23 protein-coding genes are annotated in these 25,815 nt (G+C 70.7%); 13 read left to right on the top strand and 10 right to left on the bottom strand.

What is annotated here, in order from left to right; translation table 11 throughout:
• The first annotated feature begins 51 nt into the window (after nt 1-51).
• From NS220_RS19620 to NS220_RS04945, 10 genes are all read left to right on the top strand, one after another.
• Nucleotides 52-987, top strand: a complete 936-nt coding sequence (locus NS220_RS19620; RefSeq protein WP_058622993.1) for an SIS domain-containing protein — start codon at nt 52-54, stop codon at nt 985-987.
• Nucleotides 984-1,940 carry an NAD(P)-dependent oxidoreductase gene (locus NS220_RS19615; protein ID WP_058622992.1) on the top strand — a complete coding sequence of 319 codons (957 nt, stop codon included), beginning with the start codon at nt 984-986 and terminating at the stop codon, nt 1,938-1,940. The genes NS220_RS19620 and NS220_RS19615 overlap by 4 nt, the downstream gene beginning before the upstream one ends.
• Nucleotides 1,937-2,866 (top strand): phosphotriesterase family protein, encoded by a 930-nt coding sequence (locus NS220_RS04980; RefSeq protein ID WP_058622991.1) that lies wholly within the window; start codon nt 1,937-1,939, stop codon nt 2,864-2,866. Before NS220_RS19615 ends, NS220_RS04980 begins: the two co-directional genes overlap by 4 nt.
• A 175-nt stretch (nt 2,867-3,041) precedes the next feature.
• Nucleotides 3,042-3,608 (top strand): glucose-6-phosphate isomerase family protein, encoded by a 567-nt coding sequence (locus tag NS220_RS04975; RefSeq protein ID WP_058622990.1) that lies wholly within the window; start codon nt 3,042-3,044, stop codon nt 3,606-3,608.
• Entirely contained in the window at nt 3,601-4,290 is a 690-nt protein-coding gene (gene deoC, locus NS220_RS04970; RefSeq protein ID WP_058622989.1) for a deoxyribose-phosphate aldolase, read from the top strand. The genes NS220_RS04975 and deoC overlap by 8 nt, the downstream gene beginning before the upstream one ends.
• Entirely contained in the window at nt 4,287-5,255 is a 969-nt protein-coding gene (locus NS220_RS04965) for a shikimate dehydrogenase family protein (RefSeq protein ID WP_058622988.1), read from the top strand. The genes deoC and NS220_RS04965 overlap by 4 nt, the downstream gene beginning before the upstream one ends.
• Nucleotides 5,256-5,258: 3 nt before the next feature.
• Nucleotides 5,259-6,770 carry a xylulokinase gene (locus tag NS220_RS04960; RefSeq protein ID WP_058622987.1) on the top strand — a complete coding sequence of 504 codons (1,512 nt, stop codon included), beginning with the start codon at nt 5,259-5,261 and terminating at the stop codon, nt 6,768-6,770.
• Complete coding sequence (locus NS220_RS04955) at nt 6,767-7,492, top strand: SDR family oxidoreductase (protein ID WP_058622986.1); 726 nt, start codon at nt 6,767-6,769, stop codon at nt 7,490-7,492. The genes NS220_RS04960 and NS220_RS04955 overlap by 4 nt, the downstream gene beginning before the upstream one ends.
• The gene (gene eda, locus NS220_RS04950; protein ID WP_058622985.1) at nt 7,489-8,106 is read left to right on the top strand and encodes a bifunctional 4-hydroxy-2-oxoglutarate aldolase/2-dehydro-3-deoxy-phosphogluconate aldolase; all 618 of its coding nucleotides are present in this window, start codon (nt 7,489-7,491) and stop codon (nt 8,104-8,106) included. The genes NS220_RS04955 and eda overlap by 4 nt, the downstream gene beginning before the upstream one ends.
• Before the next feature lie 199 nt (nt 8,107-8,305).
• Complete coding sequence (locus tag NS220_RS04945; RefSeq protein ID WP_081322989.1) at nt 8,306-11,203, top strand: chitobiase/beta-hexosaminidase C-terminal domain-containing protein; 2,898 nt, start codon at nt 8,306-8,308, stop codon at nt 11,201-11,203.
• Between the two features lie 115 nt (nt 11,204-11,318).
• Here NS220_RS04945 and NS220_RS04940 read toward each other — a convergent pair whose 3' ends face one another.
• The 5 genes from NS220_RS04940 to NS220_RS04920 form a co-directional block, all read right to left on the bottom strand.
• Nucleotides 11,319-13,421 (bottom strand): acyl-CoA dehydrogenase family protein, encoded by a 2,103-nt coding sequence (locus NS220_RS04940; RefSeq protein WP_058622983.1) that lies wholly within the window; start codon nt 13,419-13,421, stop codon nt 11,319-11,321.
• Between the two features lie 249 nt (nt 13,422-13,670).
• Entirely contained in the window at nt 13,671-15,704 is a 2,034-nt protein-coding gene (gene recQ, locus NS220_RS04935; RefSeq protein WP_058622982.1) for a DNA helicase RecQ, read from the bottom strand.
• A 64-nt stretch (nt 15,705-15,768) separates the two neighbouring features.
• On the bottom strand, nt 15,769-17,223 hold the full coding sequence (locus NS220_RS04930) for a sodium/solute symporter (protein ID WP_058622981.1): 1,455 nt from the start codon (nt 17,221-17,223) through the stop codon (nt 15,769-15,771).
• A complete protein-coding gene (locus NS220_RS04925; protein WP_058622980.1) occupies nt 17,220-17,612 on the bottom strand; it encodes a hypothetical protein in 393 nt (130 codons plus the stop codon). Before NS220_RS04925 ends, NS220_RS04930 begins: the two co-directional genes overlap by 4 nt.
• Before the next feature lie 53 nt (nt 17,613-17,665).
• Complete coding sequence (locus NS220_RS04920; protein WP_058622979.1) at nt 17,666-17,857, bottom strand: hypothetical protein; 192 nt, start codon at nt 17,855-17,857, stop codon at nt 17,666-17,668.
• Nucleotides 17,858-17,882: 25 nt separating this feature from the next.
• Between NS220_RS04920 and NS220_RS04915 the strand changes: the two genes are divergently transcribed.
• Nucleotides 17,883-18,398 carry a CGNR zinc finger domain-containing protein gene (locus NS220_RS04915; protein WP_058622978.1) on the top strand — a complete coding sequence of 172 codons (516 nt, stop codon included), beginning with the start codon at nt 17,883-17,885 and terminating at the stop codon, nt 18,396-18,398.
• Nucleotides 18,399-18,492: 94 nt separating this feature from the next.
• Here NS220_RS04915 and NS220_RS04910 read toward each other — a convergent pair whose 3' ends face one another.
• The 5 genes from NS220_RS04910 to NS220_RS04890 all read right to left on the bottom strand — a co-directional run bounded on the left by NS220_RS04910 (nt 18,493) and on the right by NS220_RS04890 (nt 24,315).
• On the bottom strand, nt 18,493-19,203 hold the full coding sequence (locus NS220_RS04910; RefSeq protein ID WP_058622977.1) for a LytR/AlgR family response regulator transcription factor: 711 nt from the start codon (nt 19,201-19,203) through the stop codon (nt 18,493-18,495).
• A complete protein-coding gene (locus NS220_RS04905; RefSeq protein WP_058622976.1) occupies nt 19,200-20,372 on the bottom strand; it encodes a sensor histidine kinase in 1,173 nt (390 codons plus the stop codon). Before NS220_RS04905 ends, NS220_RS04910 begins: the two co-directional genes overlap by 4 nt.
• A gap of 13 nt (nt 20,373-20,385) precedes the next feature.
• A complete protein-coding gene (locus tag NS220_RS04900; protein WP_058622975.1) occupies nt 20,386-20,622 on the bottom strand; it encodes a YbdD/YjiX family protein in 237 nt (78 codons plus the stop codon).
• A gap of 7 nt (nt 20,623-20,629) precedes the next feature.
• Entirely contained in the window at nt 20,630-22,894 is a 2,265-nt protein-coding gene (locus NS220_RS04895) for a carbon starvation CstA family protein (protein WP_058622974.1), read from the bottom strand.
• Nucleotides 22,895-23,142: 248 nt separating this feature from the next.
• A complete protein-coding gene (locus NS220_RS04890) occupies nt 23,143-24,315 on the bottom strand; it encodes a hypothetical protein (protein ID WP_058622973.1) in 1,173 nt (390 codons plus the stop codon).
• 135 nt (nt 24,316-24,450) lie between these two features.
• Between NS220_RS04890 and NS220_RS04885 the strand changes: the two genes are divergently transcribed.
• Together NS220_RS04885 and NS220_RS04880 are read left to right on the top strand one after the other, a co-directional pair.
• Entirely contained in the window at nt 24,451-24,789 is a 339-nt protein-coding gene (locus NS220_RS04885) for a GNAT family N-acetyltransferase (RefSeq protein ID WP_058622972.1), read from the top strand.
• Nucleotides 24,786-25,815, top strand: a 1,030-nt coding sequence (locus NS220_RS04880) for a pirin family protein (RefSeq protein ID WP_153004158.1), incomplete at its 3' end; no start/stop codon positions are given. The genes NS220_RS04885 and NS220_RS04880, both read left to right, overlap by 4 nt.

Raw genomic sequence — 25,815 nt, 5'->3', positions numbered from 1 at the left:
GAGAGCCCGCGTCGGCTAAGATGTAGCCATACTACATGGAAGGAGCTCGCGATGACCCTCGACGTGGAGCAGGCCAGCGAAGAGTCCACCGACACGCTTCTCGAGCGCGTCACCCGCCAACTGCCGCACCTGCGCCGCTCCGAGCAGCGCGTCGCGGCGATCGTCCTCGACAACCCCGTGGGCGCCGCGCAGTACACGATGGCGGGCCTCGCCGAAGCCGCCGAGGTCAGCGAACCCACCGTGATGCGCTTCTGCAGCTCGGTCGGGTGCGAGGGCTTCCAGGACTTCAAGATCCAGCTCGCGCAGACCCTCGCACTCGGCCTGCCCGTGACCCACTCGACCATCACCTCGTCCGACTCCCCGGGCGACGTGGCCGAGAAGATCTTCGACCACACCATCTCGAGCCTCGACCGCGCGCGCCGCACCCTCGCCCCCGCCGCCGTCGAGCGCGCGATCGAGGCGATCCTGGGTGCCAGCGACATCCTCTTCGTCGGCTTCGGCGCCAGCGGCATCATCGCGCAGGACGCTCAGCAGAAGTTCCCCCTGTTCGGAGTCCCGTGCCAGGCGCCCGAAGACTTCCACCAGCAGTTCATCGCGGCGACGATGTCGGGACCGCGCAGCGTCACCGTCGCGATCTCCAACACCGGGCACACCGAGCAGACACTCACGGTCGCCCGCGCCGCGCACAAAGCCGGCGGTACGGTCATCTCTCTCACCGGGCGCGTGAGCCCCCTCTCGGAGCTCGCGGATATTCCCCTGGTCGTGCGCACATTCGAAGACACCGACGTCTACACGCCCTCCACGAGCCGCCTCGCCGGACTCGTGGTCATCGACATCCTCGCCACCGGTGTCGCCCTGCGCCGCTCGCCGGCCCACAGCGAAGCGATCCGCCGCATGAAGAGCGAGCTCGCCGCCATGCGCCAGGCCGAGGGCGCCGCTGCCGAGGGCGCCGCTGCCGAAGGCGCCGCCGCCGAGGCCGACTCGTGACCGGGGTCGTGCTGGTCACCTCCCGCTCGTTCGGGTCGGGCGAGTACGACCCCGAGGCGGTCCTCGCGGAGGCGGGCTACCGCATCGTGCGCGCCGGATCGTCGCACGAGATCGACGAGCTCGCGCCGCTGCTCGCCGACGCGGACGGGTGGATCGCCGGCACCGGACCGGTGACCGCCGCGCACCTCGACCTCGCCCCGAACCTGCGCGGGATCGCCCGCTACGGCGTCGGCGTCGACAACGTCGATCTGGCCGCGGCCACCGCGCGCGGCATCCCGGTCACGAACACCCCCGGGGCGAACTCGGCCGCGGTGGCCGAGCACACCCTCGCTCTGCTGCTGACCGCGCTGCGCGGCATCCCCGCCGCCGACCGCCGCGTGCGCGCCGGCGATTGGTCGGGAAAGCCCGCCCGCGAGCTGTCCGCCCTGACGGTCGGGGTGGTGGGACTGGGCCGGATCGGCCGGCTCGTGACCGAGCGCCTGCGCGCCTTCGGCGCCACCGTTCTGGGGGCCGATCCGTGGGTCGATGCCGGCGATCCGCTCTTCGACACCGTGGAGCGCGCCGACACCGAGACCCTCTCGACCCGCTGTGATGTCGTGACACTACATGCGCCGGGCGGCCAGAAGGTGATCGATGAGCGGTGGCTCTCGGCGGCCGATCGCCCTGTCCTGCTCGTGAACACGGCCCGCGCCGACCTCGTCGACGAGGAGGCCGTCGCTCGCGCCGCTCGGCGTGGGCGCGTGGCGGCGTACGCCGCGGACACCCTTTCCATCGAGACCGTCGGCGACGCGTCTTCCCCGTTGCTGGCCGAGGACCTCGCCGACCGCGTGGTCGTCACCGCCCACCTCGGCGCACAGACGCGCGAGGGCGTCGACGGCATGGGGCGCATGGCCACCACGGACATGGTGGCGCTGCTGCGCGGCGGCACCCCGGCGCACCCCGTGCCCGCATGACGGGCTTCGTCCGCAGTACGACGGGCGACCTCGACCCCGGAACCCTCGGGAACGTCGACTACCACGAGCACCTCTTCCAGGTCTCGCCGTTGCTGCCCGACGACGACCTCGACGACGAGGAGGCCAGCACCGAGGAGACCCGCCAGTTCGCGGCATCCGGGTTCCGAACCCTCGTGGATGCCACCCCCCTCGGTCTCGGCCGGCGCCCGGTGGCGGCCCACCGCATCGCCGAGGCGACGGGGGTCACCGTCGTGCTGACGACGGGACTGCATCGCCGCGAGCACTACGCCCCGGACCATCCTCTGCTATCCGCCGACGTCGACACTCTCGCCGACGCCTTCATCGACGATCTGTTGCACGGTGCCGCGGAACCCGGCGCGTCTCGCGATCCGGCGATCCGGGCCGGTGTCCTCAAGGCGGGCATGGGGTACTGGCGACTGGATGCCGTCGCTCGACGCTCCCTCGAGGCGATCGGTCGCGCGCACGCGACGACCGGAGCTCCGGTGATGGTGCATCTCGAACACGGCACGGCGGCGTTCGAGACGCTCGATACCCTGGCCTCCGTCGGCGTGCCCGCCGACCGGGTGGCCCTCGCACACGTCGACCGCAATCCCGACCCGGGTCTGCACGCCGAGCTCGCGGCCACGGGCGCGTTCCTCGGCTACGACGGACCGGCTCGGGCGCGCGAGCACCCCGACTCCGTCATCCTGTCCTGCCTGATCGCCACCGCCGCGGCGGGAGGAGCGCACCGCATCCTGCTGGGCGGCGATGTCGCCCGCCGCACGCGCTACATCGCCTACGGCGGCATGCCGGGGCTGCGATACCTCGGCGACCGGTTCGTGCCGCGCCTGAGAGCCGAGGGCGGCGACGACCTCGCCGATGCCGTCCTTCGCCGCAACCCCGCCGCCTGGTTGACCTGGCGCTGACGTCGGCACGGGTAGCTCGACTACCGATCAGCGGGCCGAGGAGCCCCAGAAGCCACCGAGATTGCCCAAACTCCCCCACTTCTTGTAGTCTTACTACGCACGACGACGCTTCCCGGTCGTCGGCGAAGGGAACGACTTCATGTGCGCCGCTGCACGACTGGCCGAACCGGCTCGGATGACCGTCGATTTCGCCCGCGGCCTCCTCGACGGAGGCTCCGAGCGTTACGAGAAGCACGTGCCCGACCTCGCCGGTGTCTACCGCGACGATGCGGCCTACGCCGAAGCGCTCGCCCGAGACGACGGTGAGCCGGTCTACTGGGTCGAGAGCAGCACCCCGGAGACGGGCCGAGGCGCCCTCACGATCGGCCTCAGCGTGCTGCGACCCGGCCGCATCGGCGACGAGTTCGCGATGACCCGGGGGCACCTGCACGCGCAATCCGAGTTCGCCGAGCTGTACTACGGCATCGCGGGCTCGGGCGTCATGCTGCTCGAGTCGATTGACGGAGAGTCCCGAGCCCTCCCGATCACCCCGGGCGTCGTCGTGCACGTGCCCGGCGGCTGGATCCACCGCAGCGTGAACGTCGGCGACGACACGCTCGTCACCCTCTTCACCTACGCGACCGAGGCCGGTCAGGACTACGGGATCATCGCCGATGCCGGCGGGATGCGACAGCTCGTCGTAGCCGACGGCGCCGACTGGACGACCCGCCCGAACCCCGACCACGGAGGCTACCGTGCCTGATCCCGGGCCCGTTCTCGCCGACCTCGCGCAGCACATCGACATCAGCTGCGTCCAAGCGCAGCACGCGCGCGAGGACATCGACGAGCTCGTCCGGCAGGCGGTGGCGGGCGGATTCGTCAGCGCGCACGTCCTCCCCGAATGGCTCGGCTACCTGCGCGAACGCCTCGAGGGCACGGGCGTCCTCGCGGGGTCGCCGGTGTCGTTCCCGAGCGGCGGCGCCACGACCGCGACGAAGGTGGCCGAGGCATCCGAACTCCTCTCCCTCGGCGCTCAAGAACTCGACGTGGTCGTCGCGATCGGGCGCCTGCGCTCCGGTGACGACGTCTACGTCACTCGAGAGCTCGCCGCGATCGTCGAGGTCGTCGACGGGCGCGTGCCGCTGCGCGCGATCCTCGAGGTCGGACGCCTCGACGACGACGACATCCGCCGCGGAGTGGATGCCGCCATCGAGGCGGGCGTGCCCTGGATCAAGACCGGCACGGGCTGGTCGGGGGTTCCCACCTCGATCGGGCACATCCGCTTGATCGCCGACCGAGCGGACGGCCGCGCAGCGCTCAAGGCCGCGGGCGGCATCCGCGATCTCGAGACCGTCCGCGCGATGGCCGAGCTCGGCGTCACCCGATTCGGCATGAACGCCCCCGCCGCGCTGGCCGCGGTCGACGCCACGAAGGATCCACGATGACTTTCCCCACCCTCACCGCCGCGACGCTGCGCCCCGCGACGACCCCCACCCTCTACTTCATCGGCGTCACGACCGGAAGTTCCTCGATCCAGCACGTCTTCCCCCGGTGGGCGGCGCACCTCGGACTCGAGGATGCCGTGCTGCAGGGCATCGACCTCCCCCTGCACGCGCCCGCCGAGGACTACCGCGCCGTCGTGAAGTTCATCGCGCAGGACCCGCTCAGCCTCGGCGCCCTGGTCACGACCCACAAGATCGACCTCTTCGCCGCGTGCCGAGACCTCTTCGACGAGATCGACGAGTTCGCCGCGCTCATGGGCGAGACGAGCTGCATCTCTCAGCGCGACGGCCGGCTCATCTGCCACGCCAAGGACCCGATCTCGAGCGGCCTCGCGCTCGACGCGTTCCTCCCCGCCGGATTCTGGTCGGGCGGTCCCGCCGACGCCCTGTGCCTCGGCGCGGGCGGATCGTCGATCGCGATCAGCTGGTACCTCTCCCGTCTCGAACGGGGGCTCGACCGGCCCGCGCGCGTCATCGTCACCAACCGCTCGGCCGCGCGCCTCGAGCACCTCCGCGAGATCCACGCGTCGCTGCCGACCGACACGCTCTTCGAGTACCACCTCACCCCCACCCCCGCCGACAACGCCCGCGTGCTGAGCGACCTGGCACCGCGCTCCGTGGTGGTCAACGCCACCGGTCTCGGCAAGGACGCACCCGGTTCCCCGCTCCCCGACGACGCCGTGTTCCCCCTCGACGGCGTCGCGTGGGACCTCAACTACCGCGGGGACCTCGTCTTCCTGGATCAGGCGCGCGCGCAGAGCGCCGACCGCCGTCTGCAGGTCGAGGACGGGTGGATCTACTTCGTGCACGGGTGGACGCAGGTCATCGCCGAGGTGTTCGACATCGAGATCCCCACCTCGGGTCCCGCCTTCGAGCGGTTGAGCGAGCTGGCTCTGGCCACCCGCTGACCGATGGAACCCCTCGCTCTCGCCCTCGACCTCGGCACCGGCGGCTGCAAAGCCTCCCTCTGGTCGGCCGACGGGCACGCGGTCGCCGAGACGGTCGTGTCGTATCCGACGCGGCATCCCGGTCCCGGCCGCGCCGAACAACGGCCGGACGAGTGGTGGGATGCCGTCGTCTCGGCGACCCGCGAGGTCGTCGCCCAGACCCCCGGCGCGCGCGAGGCCGTCATCGGGATCGCCCTGTCGGGGCAGAGTCTCGGCGTCGTGCAGGTCGACGCCGCCGGAGAGCTCGTCGCGCGCGACACCCCGATCTGGTCGGACACCCGCGGTCGCACGCGCCCGATCCTCGACCGCATCGACGAGGACGAGTGGTACCTGCGCACGGGAAACGGCTTCGGCGCCCCGCTCTACCCGCTCTTCAAGACGCAGACGATGCGCGCCGAAGACCCCGAGGGATGGGCGCGCACGCGCGCGCTGCTGGGGTCGAAGGACTGGATCACCCTGCGGCTCACGGGCGAGATCGCGACCGACCACTCCATGGCATCCGGGTCCGGCGCCTACGACCTGACCCTCGGCGACTACGACGACGCGATCCTCGACGCGGCCGGGCTCGACCGCTCCCTCTTGCCGACGCCGCGCGAGTCCGCCGACGTCGTCGGGACCCTGCTCCCCGCGCCGGCGGAAGCGCTCGGCCTCCCCGCGGACGTGCCCGTGCACGCGGGCGCCGTGGACAACGCGGCCATGGCCCTCGGCTCGCGCGGCACGACCGACGGCCGGATCTATGCCGCGCTCGGCTCGTCGAGCTGGATGACGGTGACGTCGAGCGCGCCCGTGCTCGACGTCGAGACGCGACCGTACGTCTTCCGGCACGCCGTGCCGGGCCTCTACATCAGCGCGCTGTCCACCTTCAGCAGCGGCACGACACTGACGTGGCTGCGCGATGTGATGCGCCCCGGTGCGGACATCGGGGCCTTCATCGACGGCGCCGCGGCGAGTCCCCGCGGAGCGCGCGGGGCCGTGTTCGTTCCCACGCTCGCCGGCGGCACGCCGCTCGAGGGCGGGAGCGGGGTGCGCGGCACCCTCACCGGCCTCGAACTCGGCACCGGTGCCGACGACCTCGTGCGGGCGTGTCTCGAAGGCATCGCGTTCGCGCTCGACCGGAGCCTGCGTCACATCCGCGCGCTCAGCGGTCTTCCCGCTGACACTGACCTGCTCATCTCGGGCGGGGGAAGTCGCTCCCCCGTGTGGAACCGCATCTACGCCGACGTGCTCGACACCGCTCTGCTGCGCACCACCGTCGACCAGCAGGCCGCCACCCTCGGCGCCGCAGCGCTCGTCTTCTCCGGTTCGGGGGTGTGGTCTTCGCTCGCCGCGGCCGACGACGCGCACGAGGTCGTCGAGCGTCTCGCCCCCGATCCCGACGGGGTGCGCGCCTACGACGCTCTTCGTGACCGTTCCTCTGCCGCAGCCGACGCCGCGGTGCTCTTCGCCCGATCCACCCCCTCCCAGGAGAACGCATGACCGCCCTGCCCCTCGTCGTCATCACCGGAGCCAGCTCCGGGATCGGCGCCGCGACCGCGCGCGCCTTCTCGGCCGCCGGCCACCCGCTGCTCCTGATCGCGCGGCGTCTCGCCCCGATGCAGGCCCTCGGACTTTCGGATGCCGAACTCGCCGAGGCCGACGTCACCGACACGGCCGCGGTGGCCGCGGCGATCGCGCGCGCCGAGGAGCGCTTCGGTCCCGTCGACCTCCTCGTCAACAACGCCGGCCTGATGGCCCTCTCCACGGTAGCGGAGCAGGATCCGGCCCTCGTGCAGGAGCAGTTCGACGTCAACTGCGTCGCCCTGGTGAAGAACAGCCAGCTGGTGCTCCCCGGCATGCAGGATCGCCGTCGCGGAACGATCGTCAACATCGGATCGATCGCGGGAAAGCAGCTGTACGAGAACCACGTCGTCTACAACGGCACGAAGTACGCCGTGCACGCGATGACGGAGGGGCTCCGGCGCGAGAACGCCGCCCACGGCGTCCGCGTGCTCCTCATCGCCCCCGGCATGGTCGACACCGCCCTGCTGAGCAACACCGGCGAGGGCGACGTGCTCGACGGATACCGCGACTACAAGCAGAGCATCGGCGGCGGGCTCGTCCCCGACGACATCGCCCGCGCGATCCTTACCGCGTACCAGCTCCCGCAGCACGTGAGCTTCCGCGAGATCGTGGTCGCCCCGACGTCTCAAGACGCATGAGCGGCGTCGACGTGCTGCACGGCAGCCGCATCGTCCCCGTCGTCGTGCTCGACGATGCCTCTTTCGCGCCCGACCTCGCTGACGCGCTGACGGCCGGCGGCATCCCGACCGCCGAGATCACGCTGCGCACCCCCGCCGCCCTCGACGCGATCCGCGCCGTGGCCGGGCGCTCCGGCTTCGCCGTCGGTGCCGGCACCGTCACCACCGCCGCGCAGGTCGACGCCGCCGTCGACGCGGGCGCGACGTACCTCGTTTCGCCGGGGTTCGACGACACGGTCGCGGAGCGGGCGGCGGCCCTCGGCATTCCGTTCTTCCCCGGGGTGGCGACGGCGACCGAGATCCAGCGCGCGATCGCCGCGGGACTCGACCGTCTGAAGCTGTTCCCCGCGGGTGCCGTGGGCGGCACCGCCGCCCTGAAGGCCTTCGGCGGTCCGTTTCCCGACGTGCGGTTCCTGCCCTCGGGCGGGGTCTCGGCCGCGAACGCCGGCGAATACCTCGCCCTCGGCAACGTCTTCGCGGTGAGCGGATCGTGGATGGTCCCGTCCGCCGCGCTCCAGGCACGGGATGCCGAGACCGTGCGGTCCCTGTCCGCCGAGGCCTCCGCGGCGGTTTGACCCGTCTCCGCCACACCACACTCCGTGTAGCTGGACTACGAAAATGTAGTGGTGCCCACGCGGAAGATGCCCGAAATACGCGCTTGCATACGCGGCTCGCGCCTCATAGCCTCGCTTATACATCCCCCCGGCGTAGCTTTACTACAGATTCACTGAGGAATCACCGCAACGCCTCCCATCACCGGCGATAGGAGAACCCATGAGACCACGGCATGCCGCCCTCGCCGTGACCGCGACGACGAGCGTCGTCGTCGCTGCCCTGCTCGTCCCCGCGACCGCGGCATCCGCGGCCGATGAGCAGCGCACGGTCACCGTCCACCTCGACCAGACCGTGCAGGAGGACTACCTCGGCGTCGGCGTCAACGTCATCCCGTGGAGCCTCCTCGAAGGCACCACGAAGTACGGGTACGACGACGCCGACTGGGAGGTCGACGTCGAGCGCATCCACACGCTGCAGCCGAAGGTCGCCCGCATCTGGTTCCAGATCGACTGGATGGAGCTCGAGAAGGGCCAGTACGACTTCGAGAGCCCCGAGATGAAGGCGTTCTCCCGCTACCTGGATGCCTTCAAGGCCGTCGGCACCGAGGTCGAGTTGAACTTCGGGTGGAAGGTCGGTGCCCGCGTCCACGACTGGTTCACCATCCCGGGTGCGCCCGACCCGTACATCTCCGCCCCCGCAGACCTGCCCGCGTACGGCGCCTCGGCCTCCGCGCTGCTGCAGAACCTCTTCGATCGCGGCTACGACAACGTCGACCACCTCACCTTCTACAACGAGCCGAACGGCAGCTGGGATTTCTGGGCGCCCGGCGACGAGAAGGCGTACTACGCCGACATGGCGCGCGCGGTCAGCGACCGCCTGACGGCCGACGGTCTGCGCGACGACGTGCAGATCTGGGGTCCCGAAGAGGTCAACGCGGTGGCCTGGACCCAGTACATGGCCGAGAACGCCGACGACGTCTTCGACCAGTACTCGTTCCACCTGTACGGCGAGTCGTACGACGCGATGGGGGATGCCATCGCCCAGCGCCGCGCGGTGATCGGCGATGCTCCCCTCAACCTCTCCGAGATGGGCTGGACCAACCCGGGCACGAGCGTCTGGGAGACCGGCTACGCGAACTACATCATCCGCAGCGCGAACGACGGCGTGCACTCCAACCTCATCTGGCAGCTCAACGGCGTGATGACCGGAGACCCCGCCGGCGACACGAACGGTTCCTACAACCTGTGGGACTCGCTGATCCTGGGCCTCGAGCCCACGGCCGCCTTCTCCGAGGCGGGCCCGCTCATGCGCTACATCCCCACGCACAGCACGGTGCTCGGCACGGAGGTATCGGATGCCGACGTGCGCGCGACCGCGTTCCGGGCGCCGGACGGCGAACTCACGGTGCTCGTCGAGACGCAGTCCGGATCGCCGAAGGACGTCCGCGTGCAGTTCGACGGCGGCGACGTGACCGCGGACTTCACCCGCATCGCGTACACGGATTCGATCGCACAGCCCGGCGAGAACGCCCTGCTGCCGGCATCCAGTGGGACGCTGACCCCGGATGCCGACGCCTTCACCGACACCGAGATCGGCGACGAGCACACCTACGCGATCTACACCACCGCCCCCGCGGCGACGCAGGTCGAGATGACCCCCGTGCGCACCGCGGTCGTCGGCGGCGCGCAGGTGCAGCTCGGCGCGAACGTCATCGACGGCACCGGAACGCCCACCTGGTCGGTGGTCGGCGACGACAACGGCACCGTCGACGCGAACGGTCTGTTCACGGCCCCCTCGGTGACCACCGAGCGCACCGTCGCGGTGCGGGCCACGCTCCCCGACGGGGAGTACGGCGTCGCGCAGGTCGAGGTCACCCCCGCCCGCACGACCGGTGTCACCGACGCTCCGGTGTTCAGCCTCGAACGCGGCGTCTACGACTCGATCGAGGCCGTGACCATCACCAGCGTCACCCCCGACGCGCAGATCTTCTACACCACCGACGGCACCGAGCCCACGGCATCCTCGACCCCGTACACCGGGCAGATCTTCCTCGAGCCGCTCAAAACGACGTACCTGCGGGCCGTCGCGGTGGCGCCCGGGGCGGCCGCGTCGGGAGTGACGTCCCGTCTGTACAAGGTGAAGGACGTGCAGAACGCGCCCGACGGATACACGTTCTGCCAGTACGCCGACGGCGGCGAGTGCGCCTTCGACGGGGAGGCGAACGTCGCCTTCGGATCGGACGGACTCTTCGTCTTCGGCACCTTCACCGACGGCGTGGACTGCGCGGTCTCCTCGTTCGGTTCGAACCCGAACCCGGGCGGTGCCAACCGCTGCTTCGTCAACCCGGACGTGTCCCAGGAGCCGCCGCTGGTCAGCATCCTCAACGCCGGATTCGAACGCCCCGCCACCGGCGGCACCGCGAACGGGCCGATGGTGAACGGCTGGACCTTCAGCGCCCGCGCCGGCATCCAGCACAACACCAGCGTCTTCGTCCCCGCCGCGCCCGCCCCGCAGGGCGAGCGCACGGCGTACCTGAAGAGCGACTCGGGGCTGGCCAGCCGCATCGACCAGACCGTGGTGTTCCCGGCCGGCACCTACGCGATCACGTTCGCCGCGGCGAACCGCGTCGGCTTCGGTGGTCAGCAGGAGTTCGACGTGCAGGTCGACGGCCAGACGCTCGGACACTACGTCCCGGTGGGCGGCGACTATCAGTACTACGAGACCGCGCCGTTCACCGTGACGGAGGGCGAGCACACGATCTCGTTCGTGGCGACGACCACGGAGGGCGACAACACCGGCTTCGTCGACGATGTCCGTGTCGTGGCAGCGGAGACCGAGCCGGGCGACACGGTCGCTCCGACGGTGACAGTGAAGCAGGGCGCGGAGTTCACCCAGGGCGATGCCGACGCCTACGACGAGGTGAGCTTCAAGCTCTACGACGCCGGCAAGGTCGACCGCGCGGTCATCAACGGCATCGTGAAGGATCTCGTCGACAACACCTGGTCCGACGTGAACTTCGTCGCGCCGGGAGTCTTCGGGGCCGTGTCGGGCAAGAACACGCTCGTCGTCTTCGACGCCGCGGGCAACAGCACGACCGTGACGTTCACGCTGCGCTGACGTTCACGGCAGGCCCGTCCCTCCCTTCGGGGTGGGGCGGGCCTGTTCTGGTGCCGCGCGCGGAGGCGCGAAAGCGCGCGGGCGGCAGTCCCCCACGGCCGCCGCCCGCGCGCGCTTACTTGGCCGGCTTCTTCTCCGGCACGGGCGCATTGCCCGAGGCGCGCAGTTCGGCGTAGTACGCCGCGGCCTCGTTCTGGCGATCGTCCTCGACGCCCGACGCGACCGACGCGCGCACGTGCTCGGGGCCGTAGCCGAAGGCATCCACGAGGTCCTGCGCGTGCGGGCGGAGCCGCGCGCACAGGCGGTCGATGTAGCTCGAGACCGCCGCCGCGCGCTGCGTCGACAGCCGGCCGTTGATGAGATGCCAGGCGAGGTGCTTCTCGATGAGCTGAAGACCGAACAGGTCGCGCAGCCACGTCATCACCTGCAGGGTTCCGCGGTCTTCGATGCGGTTGATCGCGTCGGTGAACGCCTCCCACTGCAGAAGCTCGCCATGGGCGCGCGCCGCCTCGATGAGCTCGGCCTGGTTCGCGTTGAACAGCGCGGCCGCGTCTTCCCGGGAGAGCTTGGATGCCGGACGCAGACGACCCGCGATGTCGGCGATCATCTGCTGCACACGGCCGGCCAGCAGCTCGTGCTGCTGATCGGCGCGGAGTCCGCGCTCGACCGACCGGGCCGTGGACCCGAGATCGGTCACGGCCTGACCGAGCTGACGCAGCCCCGCCCCGTGGAAGAGCTTGCCCGCGGTCTGCCCGACGGCGAACGCGGCGAGGGCCTTGGCATCCTTGCCCTTGAACTGGCGGGCGTAGTCGGCGAGCAGGCGCTTGCCGACGAGCTGCAGGAGGATGTTGTTGTCGCCCTCGAACGTGACGTAGATGTCGAGGTCGGCACGGAGCCCCACGAGACGGTTCTCGAACAGGAAGCCCTGACCGCCGCAGGCCTCGCGCGCCTCCTGCAGGGTGTCGAGCGCGTGCCAGGTCGACAGGGGCTTCAGGGCCGCGGCGAGGGTCTCGAGGTCTTCGCGGTCGGCGTCGGTGTCGAGCTCGCCGCTGAAGACGCCGTCGAACTTCTGCAGGAACTCGTCGTGCGCGAAGATCTCGGCGTAGGTGGTCGCCAGGCGCGGCAACAGGCGGCGCTGGTGCTTGCCGTAGTCGAGCAGCGTGACCTCGGGCGTGCCACTGCCCGAGTCGAACTGGCGGCGCTGGTTGCCGTAGGTGATGGCGATGATGAGGCCGATGGCCGACGCCCAGGCGGCCGCCCCGTCGAGCGACACGCGCCCCTGGACGAGGGTCCCGAGCATCGTGAAGAACCGGCGACCGGGGCTCGCGATGTCGCTCGTGTACGTGCCGTCGGGCGCGACGTCGCCGTACCGGTTGAGCAGGTTCGTGCGCGGAACACGAACGTGGTCGAAGTGCAGGCGACCGTTGTCGATGCCGTTCAGGCCGCCCTTGAGGCCGTCGTCTTCGCCCCCGATCCCCGGGAGGAAGTTGCCGTCGTCGTCGCGCAGGGGCACATAGAAGCAGTGCACGCCGTGGTTGACGCCGTTGGTGATGAGCTGGGCGAACACGGTCGCGGCCTTGCCGTGGAGCGCCGCATTGCCGAGGTAGTCCTTCCATGCGCCGCGGAACGGCGTGTGGATGACGAACTCCTCCGTCTCGGGGTCGTAGGTCGCGGTCGTGCCGATCGCGGCGACGTCCGAGCCGTGGCCGGTCTCGGTCATCGCGAAGGCGCCGGGGATCTCGAGGCTCATGATGCCGGGCAGCCACCTGTCATGATGCTCGGCCGTGCCCAACTGGAGCACCGCGGAGCCGAAGAGGCCCCACTGCACGCCCGACTTGATCTGCAGGCTCGGGTCCGCGGCGACGAGCTCCTCGAAACCGGCGATGTTGGCGCCGTTGTTCTCTTCACCGCCGAACCGCTTCGGGAAGGCGCGGTGCACGGCGTTGTTCTGCACGAGCAGGTGCAGCTGGCTCAGGGTGCGCTCGCGGTGAGCGTCCATTCCCAGGCTGTCGTCGCGCCACAGGGCGGGATCTTTCAGCATCTCGCGCGCCTGGCGGCGTGTGTCGCCCCAGGTGCCGAGCAGCAGGTCGGTGACGCGGTCGACATCGATGCGCGACTCGGCGGCCTCGGCGGCGGAGTGCGGAGCGGAAGGGGCACCTCCCACGGGCGTGCGCGTGCTCGTGGCGGGCGTGGTGGGACGGACGGCGGCGTCGGTCATTTCGGCACCTTTCGACGTTGCAAAGGGATGCCACCACGGTAGAAGTCCCACAACGCAGCGGCAAACGATGTGTGCGGTGTCCACAATGCGGTCGCGCGCGGGGTACCGGGGTCGTTGTGGGTGGTCAACATTCCCGTGCGGGGGCTGCGAGGCCGGGCGCCGCGCGAAAGACCGGGGGCTTCGACAGGCTCAGCCACCTCCCGCGGAACCAAGGTCCCTGAGCTCGTCGAAGGGACCGGAGCCCGCGCGTCAGTTCGCGGCGACCACCGTCAGGATGCCGTCGCCGTACGCCTCGCGCTTCTTGGCACCGATGCCGGTGATGCCGTCGAGGTCACCGATCGACGCAGGACGCGCGGCGGCGATGGCCCGGAGCGTGGCGTCGCCGAAGACGATGTACGCCGGGACACCCTGCTCCCGCGCCTTCTCGGCACGCCACGCGCGCAGCGCCTCGAAGAGATCGCGGTCGTCGGGGGCCACGTCGTCGGCGCTCGACTTCCGCGGGCGCGAGGAGCCGCCGCCGGTACGGCCCAGGACATCGCGACGAAGCGGCACCGGCGTCTCGCCACGGAGCACTCCGGCCGACGCCTCGCTGAGCGCGAGCGTGCCGTAGTCGCCCTGGGCGACGATGATCCCTCTGGCCAGGAGCTGGCGGATCACGCTGCGCCAGTCCTGATCGGAGAGGTCGGCGCCGAGCCCGTAGGTGCTGAGGCGATCGTGCCCCTGCTGCGAGATGCGCTCGGTCTTCGCCCCTCGGAGGATGTCGATCAGGTGCCCCGCCCCGAAGGCCTGGCCGCGCTCGCGCTGCAGCCGGACGATGGTGGACAGCAGCTTCTGCGCGGCGATCAGCCCGTCCCACGTGTCGGGCGGAGTGAGGCACGTGTCGCAGTTGCCGCACGGCTCGGACTTCTGCCCGAAGTAGTCGAGGAGATTCTGGCGGCGGCATCCGACCGTCTCGCACAGGGCGAGCATGGCGTCGAGGTGCTGGCCGAGTCGCATCTTGTAGGAGCGGTCGCCGGGCGATTGGTCGATCATGCGGCGCTGCTGCACGACGTCGCCGAGGCCGTACGCCATCCACACGACCGACGGGTCGCCGTCGCGGCCGGCGCGGCCCGTCTCCTGGTAGTAGCCCTCGACCGACTTGGGCAGGTCGATGTGGGCGACGAATCGCACGTCGGGCTTGTCGATGCCCATGCCGAACGCGATCGTGGCGACCATGATCACCCCGTCTTCGCGCAGGAACCGGGACTGGTTGGCGGCACGCACGGAAGCGTCGAGACCCGCGTGATAGGGCAGGGCGTCGAGCCCCTGCGTCGAGAGATAGGTCGCCATCTGTTCGACACTCTTGCGACTCAGTGCGTAGACGATGCCCGCCGAGCCCTCGGGCTGGCTCTTGATGAACTGCACGAGCTGGCGGCGGGGGTCGACCTTGGCGTCGATGCGGTACTGGATGTTGGGCCGGTCGAAGCTCGCCACGAACCCGCGGGCGTCACGCAGCCGCAGCCGCTCGACGATCTCTTGCGCGGTGGCCGGGGTCGCGGTGGCCGTGAGCGCCATGCGCGGCACCCCGGGGAAGCGGTCGGCCAGATCGCCGAGCGCGAGGTAGTCGGGGCGGAAGTCATGGCCCCACTGCGACACACAATGCGCTTCGTCGATCGCGATCACGCTGAGGCGGCCCCGCGCGAGCAGGCCGAGGGTCTGCGCGCCGTTCAGCCGCTCGGGAGCGACGTAGAGCAGATCGAGCTCACCCGACAGGTAGGCCTGCTCGACCGCCTGACGCTCGGCCGGCGCCTGCGTGGAGTTCAGATACCCGGCGCGCACACCGTTGGCGATGAGCGCCTCGACCTGGTCGTGCATGAGCGCGATCAGGGGACTGACGACGAGCCCCGTCCCGGGACGGACGAGCGCGGGCACCTGGTAGGTGACGCTCTTGCCACCGCCGGTGGGCATGAGGACGACCGCATCGCCCCCATCGACCACGTGCTGCACGATGTCGGCCTGGTCGCCGCGGAAGGCGTCGTACCCGTAGACCTCGTGCAGCACCTCGCGCGGGTCTCGTCCGGTGAAGTCGCGGACGGCCGGCAACTCACGCGCGGTTCCGGTCACCGCGACCGCGCGCGCGAAGGGAGATGAGGGGTCGACGGGGGGCGGCGGTGCGTCGAAATCCTCCGGCGGGGCGAACTGGTCGGGGTCCCAGTCGGCACCGGCGTAGGGATCGTCGTAGTCGCCGAACGGCTCGGGCGGCGCGTCGGCGTAGGACTCGGGGGCGGCGCCGGAGGAAGTCACCCGTCCACGGTAACCCGGGGTCCCGACAGCCGCGCGGGTCACCCGGGCATCTGTGGACGAGGACTCAGGAATCAGGGGTGTGCAGACGAGCCAAGTACCGCTCGACGCGGAAGGGAGCCCCGGCGCGATCGCCCAGCGACACCCCGACGATCACCCCGGTGGTCAGGGGAATCGTCCAGGCGGCGGGCTGAGCGAGGACGGCACTCCACCCGCCGGCATCCGGAATCATCCCTCCGGCCACGAACGCCGCGCCGCACGCGAAAGCACCCACCGCCATGCCCGCGATCGCGCCCCGCGCGGTCAGGCGCGGCCACCAGACGCCGAGCAGCAGGACGGGCGAGAGGGTGGATGCCGCGAACACGAAGACCGCGCCCACGCTCGAGACGAGACCCGCGGGTTCGGTCAGCAGCGCGACCGCGAGCGGCACCACCGTGCAGAGCACCGCCGACAGGCGGAACGAACGGACGCTGCCGCCGAACACATCCTGGCTGACGACTCCGGCGAGAGAGACGACGAGACCGGACGAGGTCGCGAGGAAGGCGGCGAAGGCCCCCGCGACGATGAGGGCCGTGAGCAGTTCGCCGACCACGCCGGGCAGAAGGCGCGAGGGCAGCGCGAGCACGACCGTATCGGCGAGGCCGCGCACCGCCAGGTCGGGCGCCACGGCCCGCGCGATGAGACCCATCGTCGACGACACGGCGTAGAACGCGCCGATGAGCACGATGACGACGACGGTCGTGCGCCGCGCCGACCCGCCGTCCGGACTCGTGTAGAAGCGTACGAGCACGTGCGGGAGCCCGATCGTCCCGAGCAGGAGGGCGAGGAGCAGCGACACCGTGGCATAGGTGTCGACGGCGCCGGGACCGGCGGAGGCGGGGAAGATCGAGACGGGGTCGAGGTCGCGCCCGCCCTGCGACAGCACGACGAGGAGGAACACCGCGGGCACGAGCAGAGCGGTGAGCTTCAGCCAGTACTGGAAGGCCTGCACGGCGGTGATCGCGCGCATGCCTCCCGCGGCGACGATCCCCGCGACGAGGGTGGCCACGACCACGGCACCGGCCCAGCCGGGCACCTCGGCCACCACTCCGAGGGCGAGGCTCGCCCCGTGCAGCTGCGGCACGATGTACAACCAGCCGATCATCAGCACGACGACACTCGTGACCCGTCGGGCCGCGCGCGACTCGAGCCGCGCCTCGACGAAGTCGGGGATCGTGTACGCGCCGCTGCGCCGGAGCGGCGCGGCGACGAAGAGGAGGACGAGCAGATACCCGGCCGCGTACCCGATCGGGAACCAGAACCCTTCGGAGCCCGAGAGCAGCACGAGGCCCGCGAGCCCCAGGAACGTCCCGGCCGAGAGGTACTCGCCGCTGATCGCCGAGGCGTTCCAGACGCTGCGGACGCTGCGCGAGGCGACGAAGAAGTCGCCGGTCGTGCGCGACAGGCGCACACCAGAGAAGCCCAGCACCGCGGTGACGGCGATCAGCAGCCCCACCGCGGCGAGGTCGAACACCGGGTTCACCCGTCGGGCCCGGGGTCGGCGAGGTGGCGGTAACGCCGTTCGTTGCGCGCCGCCGCGCGGACGAAGATGAGCGCGAAGACCAGGATCAGCGGATAGAAGCCGTAGGCCTGCGCGAGCCACGACAGCGGAACGCCGAACAGCACCGGGTCGTCGAGCGCGGGAAGCGCCGCGATCACGACCGCGAACGCCCCCGCCACGACGAGGAACGCGGCGACGCAGCCGATCGCGAGCCGGAGCTGCGCGCGGACCAGCCCGCGCGAGAACACGTCGTCGGCTTCGTCGGGAGCCTGTCCCGGCAGGGCGAAGCCGCGCGTCGCCGGGCGCGGCACCCGAGCGGACCCGGATGCCGTGACCCGGACGCGCGGAAGGCGCGACGTCTCGTCGGTCATGGCCTCCCATCGTGGCATCCGGACCCGTCGGCGTCGATGCGCGTCTCGCGCGCTCAGACCTCGCGCGACAGCGGGACCGGGGGCGTCGCGGCGGCGGGATCGAGGTCGACGCGACGGGCGCGGCATCCGGTGCACCGCACGTAGCGCACGCGCCCCTCACTCGTCGCGTGGACCGATTCGGTGATCCACGCATGCTCGTGAACGGATGCCGAGAGACGAAGCGAGAGGGTGTCGGGGGCGCTCATGGAGCCAGCGTGCTGTAATGCCCTTATGCATCTCAACCCTTACGGCGAGTACGCGGTCCTGCTCGCGGCGTCGCTCGCGAACGACTGGCCCGCCGATCGCGACGGGATCGAGGAGAGGGCGAGGGAGCTGGGCATGTCGATGGAGTTCCCCGTCGGCGCCGACGATCACGAGCGCACGCGCGAGGTCATCGACGCGTGGTTGCGGGTCGTGGACGAGCCCGATCACGACGCCCGAGCCGCTTTGCTGAACGCGCAGATGGCCGAGGTCACGGCCTACCCCCGGCTCACGAACCACAACGGCGAGGGGTGGCACCTGCACTACCGCGACGAGAACGACGCCCTTCCGCGCGTGCTCGCCGCGGTCATCTCGGTCGGCACCGCGCTGCATCTCGTCACGCGCGGTCAGGATCGCCTCGGTCGATGCGCGGCGGAGCCGTGCGTCAACGTCGTCGTCGACATCACGCGCAACGGACGCCAGCGGTACTGCTCGGTGCGCTGCGCGAACCGCGCGGCCGTGCGCCGCCATCGCGCGCGTGCGTGATGCCGGCGCACCCGAGAGCATGTCCCACTCTTTGCCGCCTGAGACCGTCCCACGCAGCACATTTCGGGACATACTCCGCGAAAAGAGGGGCGCCTCAGCGCAGCAGCGCGTCGCGCACCGACGGCACGAGCCGGCGGCTGATCGGCAGCTCGATCTCGGCCAGGACGACCGAGGGCGCCGCACCCGACAGGCGCACCTCGACGATGGCATCCCGATGCACGAGGGTCGAGCGGTGCACCCGCACGAAGCCCACCTCGGCCCACCGGTCGGCGAGCTCCGACAGTGGCACGCGGACGAGATGAGCGGATGCCGCCGTGTACAGGCGCGAGTAATCGCCCTGGGCCTGCACCCACCGCACATCGGCCCGGCGAACCATCCGCGTGACCCCGCCGACCGTGACGGGGATCGCCTCGTCGGCGGCCGGCGTGGGACCGGCGTCGATCGTGCGGTCGAGAACGCGGTCCAGAGCTCGGCGCAGCCGCTCGACGCGGACGGGCTTCAGCACGAAGTCGACGGCCTCGACATCGAAAGCTTCGACGGCCCCCGCGTCGTCGGCGGTGACGAACACGATCGCGGGACGTTCACGCAGGCGCGCCACACCGCGGGCGAGGTCGAGTCCCGACAGCCCCGGCATGTGGATGTCGAGGAAGGCGACCGCGACGTCGACCCTCTCGAGAAGGCGCAGCGCCTCTGCCCCGCTCGAGGCCGCGTGCACCTCGGCGACGCGCGGATCGGCCGAGAGCAGCGCGACCAGTTCGGCGCGCGCCGGCGCCTCGTCCTCGGCGACCAGGACCACGACGCTCACGGCAGCGCCGTCTCGTGCCGTGGCTGCGACTTCGGCACCCGGAGGCGCACGGCCGTGCCCGAGCCGACGTTCGTCTCGACCACGAGGCCCCCCGCGGGGCCATACAGCTGGCGCAGTCGCGCGTCGACGTTGCGCAGCCCCACGTGGGTCGACGCGGCGTCGAGGTCGAGCAGGGTCGCGAGTTCGTCGGGGTCCATCCCGATCCCGTCGTCGTCGACCACCACCTCGGTGTGCGTGCCGTCGTCGATCGAGGTCACCGTGATGACCCCGCCGCGCTCTCCGGGTTCGAGGCCGTGCCGCACCGCGTTCTCGACGAGCGGCTGCACGGAAAGGAACGGGATCACCGTCGCGAGGGTCTCGGGGGCGATCCGCAGGCGCACCGACAGCCGGTCGCCGAACCGCGCACGTTCGAGCTCGAGGTACGAGTGGATGCTGCGCAGTTCCTCGGCGAGCGTCGTGAACTCCCCCTGCCGGCGGAACGAGTAGCGGGTGAAGTCGGCGAACTCGAGCACGAGATCGCGGGCGCGGGGCGGGTCGGTCGAGATGAACGAGGCGATCGCCGTGAGCGCGTTGTAGATGAAATGCGGACTGATCTGCGCCCGGAGGGCCCGCAGCTCGGCCTCGGCGAGAGCGGCGCGCGAGGCGTCGAGGCCGGCGAGTTCGAGCTGCGCCGCGCACCACGTGGCGACGTCGCCGGTCGCCCGCACGAGCGGCCCGCGCACGGGAGACGCGAAGGCGATCACCGCACCCCAGACGCGCCCGTCGACGACGATCGGGGCGCCCACCGCGTCGCCGTCGCTCTCGGTGAACACCTGCCGGCGTCCGGTCTCGCGCACGCGCGCGGCGATGCGGCGCGCCGACGCGGCCAGCGTCTCGGGGCCGTCGAGCGCGACCCGGTCCGCGGCGGCATCGACGATCGCCACCGCGTCGGCCGCGAGGAGCGTCCGCAGATGCTTCGCCGCGCGGGCGGCATCCGGCTCCTCCCGTCCTCCGCGGAGGGCGGATGCCGCCGCGGCGGCGAGGTGCAGAGTCCGATGCGTCGCGCGCTCGGCGTCGCTCCCGAGGTCACGCGGGGCGAGCGCGAAGCGACGCGCGAAGACCAGCGCGAGGGTCAGCGCCGCGCCGACGACGACCCCCGCCGCCCCGGCGAGCAGCGGCGCGTCGATCATGCTCGCAGCCTAGTCAGCAGCAGCGCGCACCGGGATCGGCATCCTGATCCGCCGCCCGCTGCCGCCAGAACTGCCGTTCGGTCAGCGGCTCCTCCCCCGGGTGGTGCACCCGGTGGTGCGCGACGTACACGTCGTAGGCGCGGTCGCCCATGAGTGTCGTGACGTACCACCGGATGCCGCGCCCGAGCCGCGCGAGGCGCACCCCGAGGCGGGTGAGGGCCGAACCGGATTCCGCGCGTACCAGAGCCATGACGACCTCAGTGGTGCGACGACGCGGTCGGGCGGGCGGGGTGGTCGGCCGGCAGAGCCTCCCACTCCTTCTCGATCTCGCGCTCGGCCTTCGTGGCGAGGAAGCCGGCGGGCGCGAAGCGACGGGATGCCACGGGGGCATCCTCGAGGTCGTCGCCGCCGCCGTTGCGCAGGGCCTTCACCGTCACGATCACCGCCATGAGGATGACGACGATCGCCAATGTCACGAAGATCACCGACAGCACTCCCTGGACGAACGTGTTGCGGACGACGGCTTCCATCGCGGCGACCGTCTTCGCGGTGCCGAACCCCGTCTTGCCGGCAGCGAGCGCGTCGCGGAACGCGAAGTGGTTCGCCCAGTATCCGACCGCCGGGACCGGCGAGAAGATCTTGTACATGGATGCCGTGATCGTCACGACCGCGGCGAAGGCCAGGGGCAGCGCCACGATCCACAGCCAGCGGAAGGACGAGCGTCCGCGCTTGGCGACGATCGCGAGCACCACGGCGAGCGCGATCGCGGCGAGCAGCTGGTTGGCGATGCCGAACAGCGGGAAGAACGTGTTGATGCCGCCGAGCGGGTCGGTCACCCCGAGGATGAGGATCGATCCCCACCCGGCGACCATGACCGCCGTGCAGATCCAGACGCCGGGGCGCCACGACAGGTCCCTGAACTTCGGAAGGACGGTGCCGATCGAGTCCTGGAGCATGAAGCGGGCGACGCGGGTGCCGGCATCCACCGCCGTCAAGATGAACAGGGCCTCGAACATGATCGCGAAGTGGTACCAGAACGCCATCATCGCCTGACCGCCGAGGGCCTGCTGCATGATGTGCGCGAGGCCGAGCGCGAGGGTCGGGGCGCCGCCGGTGCGCGAGACGATCGAGGTCTCACCGACGGCCGCGGCCGTGGTGGTGAGCATGTCGGGCGTGAGGGTGACGCCCGCGAGCCCCAACCCGTTCACGAACGCGACCGCTCCCTCGACGGTGCCGAGCGTGGCTGCGGGCGAGGCGTTCATCGCGAAGTAGATCCCGCGGTCGATCGACAGCGCGGCGACGAGTGCCATGATCGCCACGAACGACTCCATGAGCATGCCGCCGTACCCGATGAAGCGCGTCTGGCGCTCTTTCTCGACGAGCTTGGGCGTGGTGCCCGAGGCGATGAGCGCGTGGAAACCGCTCAGGGCACCGCACGCGATCGTGACGAAGAGGAACGGGAAGATCGGGCCGCTGAACACCGGACCCGTCTGACCGCCGGCGAACTCGCTGAACGCGGGGACCGAGATCTCGGGACGCACGAGCACGATGGCGCCGGCGAGCATCACGATGACGCCCACCTTCATGAACGTCGAGAGGTAGTCGCGCGGGGCCAGCAGCAGCCAGACCGGCAGGACCGCGGCCACGAAGCCGTAGATGATGATGCCCCACGCGATGACGGAGCGGTCGAGGTGGAAAGCCGCGTAACCCCACTCGGTCGAGGCGACCCAGCCGCCCGCGATGATCGCGCCGATCAAGAGGACGAAGCCGATGATCGAGATCTCGGTGATGCGGCCCGGGCGGATATAGCGCAGGTACAGGCCCATGAAGAGGGCGATGGGGATCGTCATCGAGACGCTGAAGACTCCCCACGGGCTCTCACCCAGGGCGTTCACGACGACGAGCGCCAGGATCGCGACGATGATCAGCATGATCAGCAGGCTCGCGAGGATCGCCGCGGTGCCGCCGATCTTTCCGAGCTCGTCGCGGGCCATCTGCCCGATCGTGCGGCCACCGCGGCGCATCGAGAAGAACAGCACGAGATAGTCCTGCACGGCGCCGGCGAGGATCACGCCGACGATGATCCAGATCGTGCCGGGGAGATAGCCCATCTGGGCGGCGAGCACGGGTCCGACGAGGGGACCGGCGCCGGCGATGGCGGCGAAGTGGTGGCCGTAGAGCACCCGGCGATCGGTGGGCACGAAGTCCTTGCCGTCCGCCTTGCGCTCCGCGGGGGTGGCGCGGCGGTCGTCGGGACGCGTGATGTAGCGCTCGATGACCTTCGAGTAGAAGCGATAGCCGATCAGGTAGGTGCAGACGGCCGCGAACACGAACCAGATCGCGTTCACGGTCTCGCCGCGCACGATCGCGAGCATCGTCCACGCCAGGCCGCCGAGAAGGGCGATCCCGACCCACAGGGCGATCTTCGCCGGCGTCCACTTCCTGCGGAGTCGGTCGGGAGGGACGGCGACCGGCGGAAGGTTCGGGTCGGTGACGACGTCGTCGTCGACGGAAGCGCTCATTCTGTCTCCTGCTCGCGGCGTTGCGGACTCCGACAGTGAAGCGGATGCCGCGGGCTCGACGCCGTGGCATCCGGTCATCGTGCGGTGAGCGGCGGGAACGGTGCGGTGAACGGTGCGACGAGTCCGTGAGCCCGTCGGATGGACCGGGGCTTCGACGAGCTCAGCCACCTACGCCGCGACGGAGGTCCCGGAGCCCGTCGAAGGGACCAACCACGGACGGGCCCTAGACCTCCCTGCAGACATGAGGACTAGATTCTGTAACCCGGTGCAGCGACCTTCACTCCCAGCTGGTCGGGCACGACCCGGGCTCGTTCGGCACGCGGCGGCGACACGTTCGGATCGCTCACGAGGGCTTTCATCTGCAACGCCGGATCAATCCACCGCGCGCGGCGACGCAAGAGCCCGCGGCGCGGCAGGTTCGCCGCCAGCGCGTCTCGGTCCGCCGGCGGCGTAGAGAGCTCCATGAAGGCGAATGACCCGTGATGTGTGACGCCGACCGTGCGCGGGTCGATCAATTGCGCGTAGTGCGAGCCGAAATACGTCCACCAAACGGGATGCGGTGGGAGTCCCATCCACCCGTCTCTCCAGAACGTGGAGTACTCCATATCAGTCGCACGTCCTTCTGGGAGGGGCCACCCACCCACACTGACATTGCGTATCACCTGAGCCGAGGCGAAGAAGCAGTCCAGCTGTCTCGCGAGATCGACGAAGAAGGCTCGGACCGCGAGACGTGTGATCTCGTCATGAAGGCTTGCGGCGAGGATGCTTATGCATACGCGCGTGCCCCGTTCGTCGCGGCGACTGATCGAGCCGGCGTCCACGGGAGCGGCGCTGTCGAAGAAGAGCATGTGATCGTCGGCCGCCTCTCGGATGAAGCGGTCATCCCCGTCGCGCTCCAAGCGGTAGGTGTACGGCTCGTGCGGGCCGAACCGACGAGGCAACGCGACCGGCAGATGCCGACGTGACGTGTCCAGATACGCCTCAGCAACCCCATCGCATTGAGCGGTGTACCAGTCGAGTTTCACGAGATCGACGGGCGGCGCGGGTACCCGGGCCGCCCGGCTGTGCGCGGGTCGTGGGAACCATGCTCCGGTCTGCTGGTCCCAGCTGACGGCGTCAAGGGAACGTGCGATATGACGGACGAGCTTGCGGGTGCGTTCGATCGCTGCGCGAGCGCTGCCCTCGACGCTGATGTCCATCTGAAAGCACACGGGCGGCGAGAGGCTCGAGAGCTCATCCGGTAGATCCTCCTCGTCAACCGGCACAGCCTCGCCGATCGAGCAGCAGTACAAGCCTCTCCCCCGCTTGACCACGAGGCCCGCGCCGTCGGTCTCGACAGCGAGGTCGGCCTCTGCGGCAATGAGGTCGGAGAGGCGGCTGGCCGGGTCCTCCTTCAAGAAGACCACCAGGTCGTAGGACATGAGAGGGAGTCTGCCACCCGCGCGCGACGGAGGTCCCTGAGCCCGTCGAAGGGACCGGATGCCGCGGTGTCGAGGGGGTGCGGAACACCGCACGCGCCCCGTACGTTGCTGCAGAGACCGACGACAGGAGCCGCCATGACCGACGCACCGACCGTGACCCGCAATGACGAAGCCCGCCGCTACGAGATCCACGTGGGCGATGAGCTCGGAGGCTTCCTCGAGTTCCGCCCGGCCGGCGAGGGCCGGGTCGTGCTCCCGCACACCGAGATCGACCCCTCCTTCAAGGGACGCGGCCTCGGCTCGACGCTCGCGAGCGACGCGCTCGCCGATCTCGCCCGTCGGGGCGACAGCATCATCCCGTCGTGCCCCTTCGTCGCCCACTATCTGCGCGAGCACGACGTTCCCGGCCTCGTGATCGAGTGGCCGCAGGACAGCGACGCGGCCGACTCGGCCGACCCCAGCGAACCGGCATGACCCGCCTCGACGTCGCCCCCGAAGCTTCCGAGGGCCCGATCGCGTGCGACGGGCCGCGCGCTCTCGTGGTCGAGGCGCGCGAGGTTCCGCTGGGCGGCGTGCGCGGCATGGAGGTACATCGCACCCTTCCCCATCGCGGGCTGCCGATGGTCGCGGCGTGGTGCTTCCTCGACCGGTTCGGCCCGCAGGAGACCACCATGCGCGTCGAACCGCACCCGCACATCGGACTGCAGACGGTGACCTGGCCGATCATCGGCGAGGTGCGCCACCGGGATGCCGTGGGAAGCGACGTCGTGGTCCGTCCGGGCGCGCTGAACCTCATGACCAGCGGCGCAGGCATCGCTCACTCGGAGTACTCGCTCGGCGAGGGGCCCGTCGCGCTCGACGCCCTGCAGCTGTGGGTGGCGCTGCCCGAGTCTCGCCGCCACGGCGCGCCCGCGTTCGAACGCCACGAGGACCTTCCCGTCCTCGACCTCGGCGAGGGCGCCGATGCCGTCGTCGTGATGGGCGAGCTGGGTGACGTGAGTTCGCCCGCGACGGTGCACACCCCCATCGTCGGGGCCGAGCTTCGGCTCCCCGCGGGTGTGCCGGTCCGGCTTCCCCTCCGTCCGGAGTGGGAGTATGCGCTCTACGGCATGACCGGCACCACCGATGTCGAAACGGGAATGGATGCCGTCGACGCCGACGCCGAGAGGCGTGCGGAGCCCCTCTCGATCACCGGGCACGGCTCGGCCTCGGTGGACGACAGCCGCTTGCTCTACCTCGGGAGGGGACGCGACCACGTCGACCTCCTGAGCCTCGAGGGCGCGCGGGTGTTCCTTCTCGGCGGAGAGCCGTTCGAGGCCGACATCGTCATGTGGTGGAACTTCGTGGGCCGCGCGCACGACGAGATCGTCGAGGCCCGTGAGGCGTGGGAAGCGCGTGCGCCCCGCTTCGGCCAGGTCGTGGACCACGGCCCCGAACGCATCCCCGCTCCACCCCTCCCCGCCGTCCGCTTGACGCCCCGACGCAGGCGCGGCGTCACCC

Origin of the sequence: Microbacterium testaceum (assembly GCF_001476655.1) — a bacterium.
Lineage (GTDB): Bacteria > Actinomycetota > Actinomycetes > Actinomycetales > Microbacteriaceae > Microbacterium > Microbacterium testaceum_C.
The sequence above is the reverse complement of the archived record's forward strand: the minus strand, read 5'-3'. Positions and strand labels throughout refer to the sequence as shown.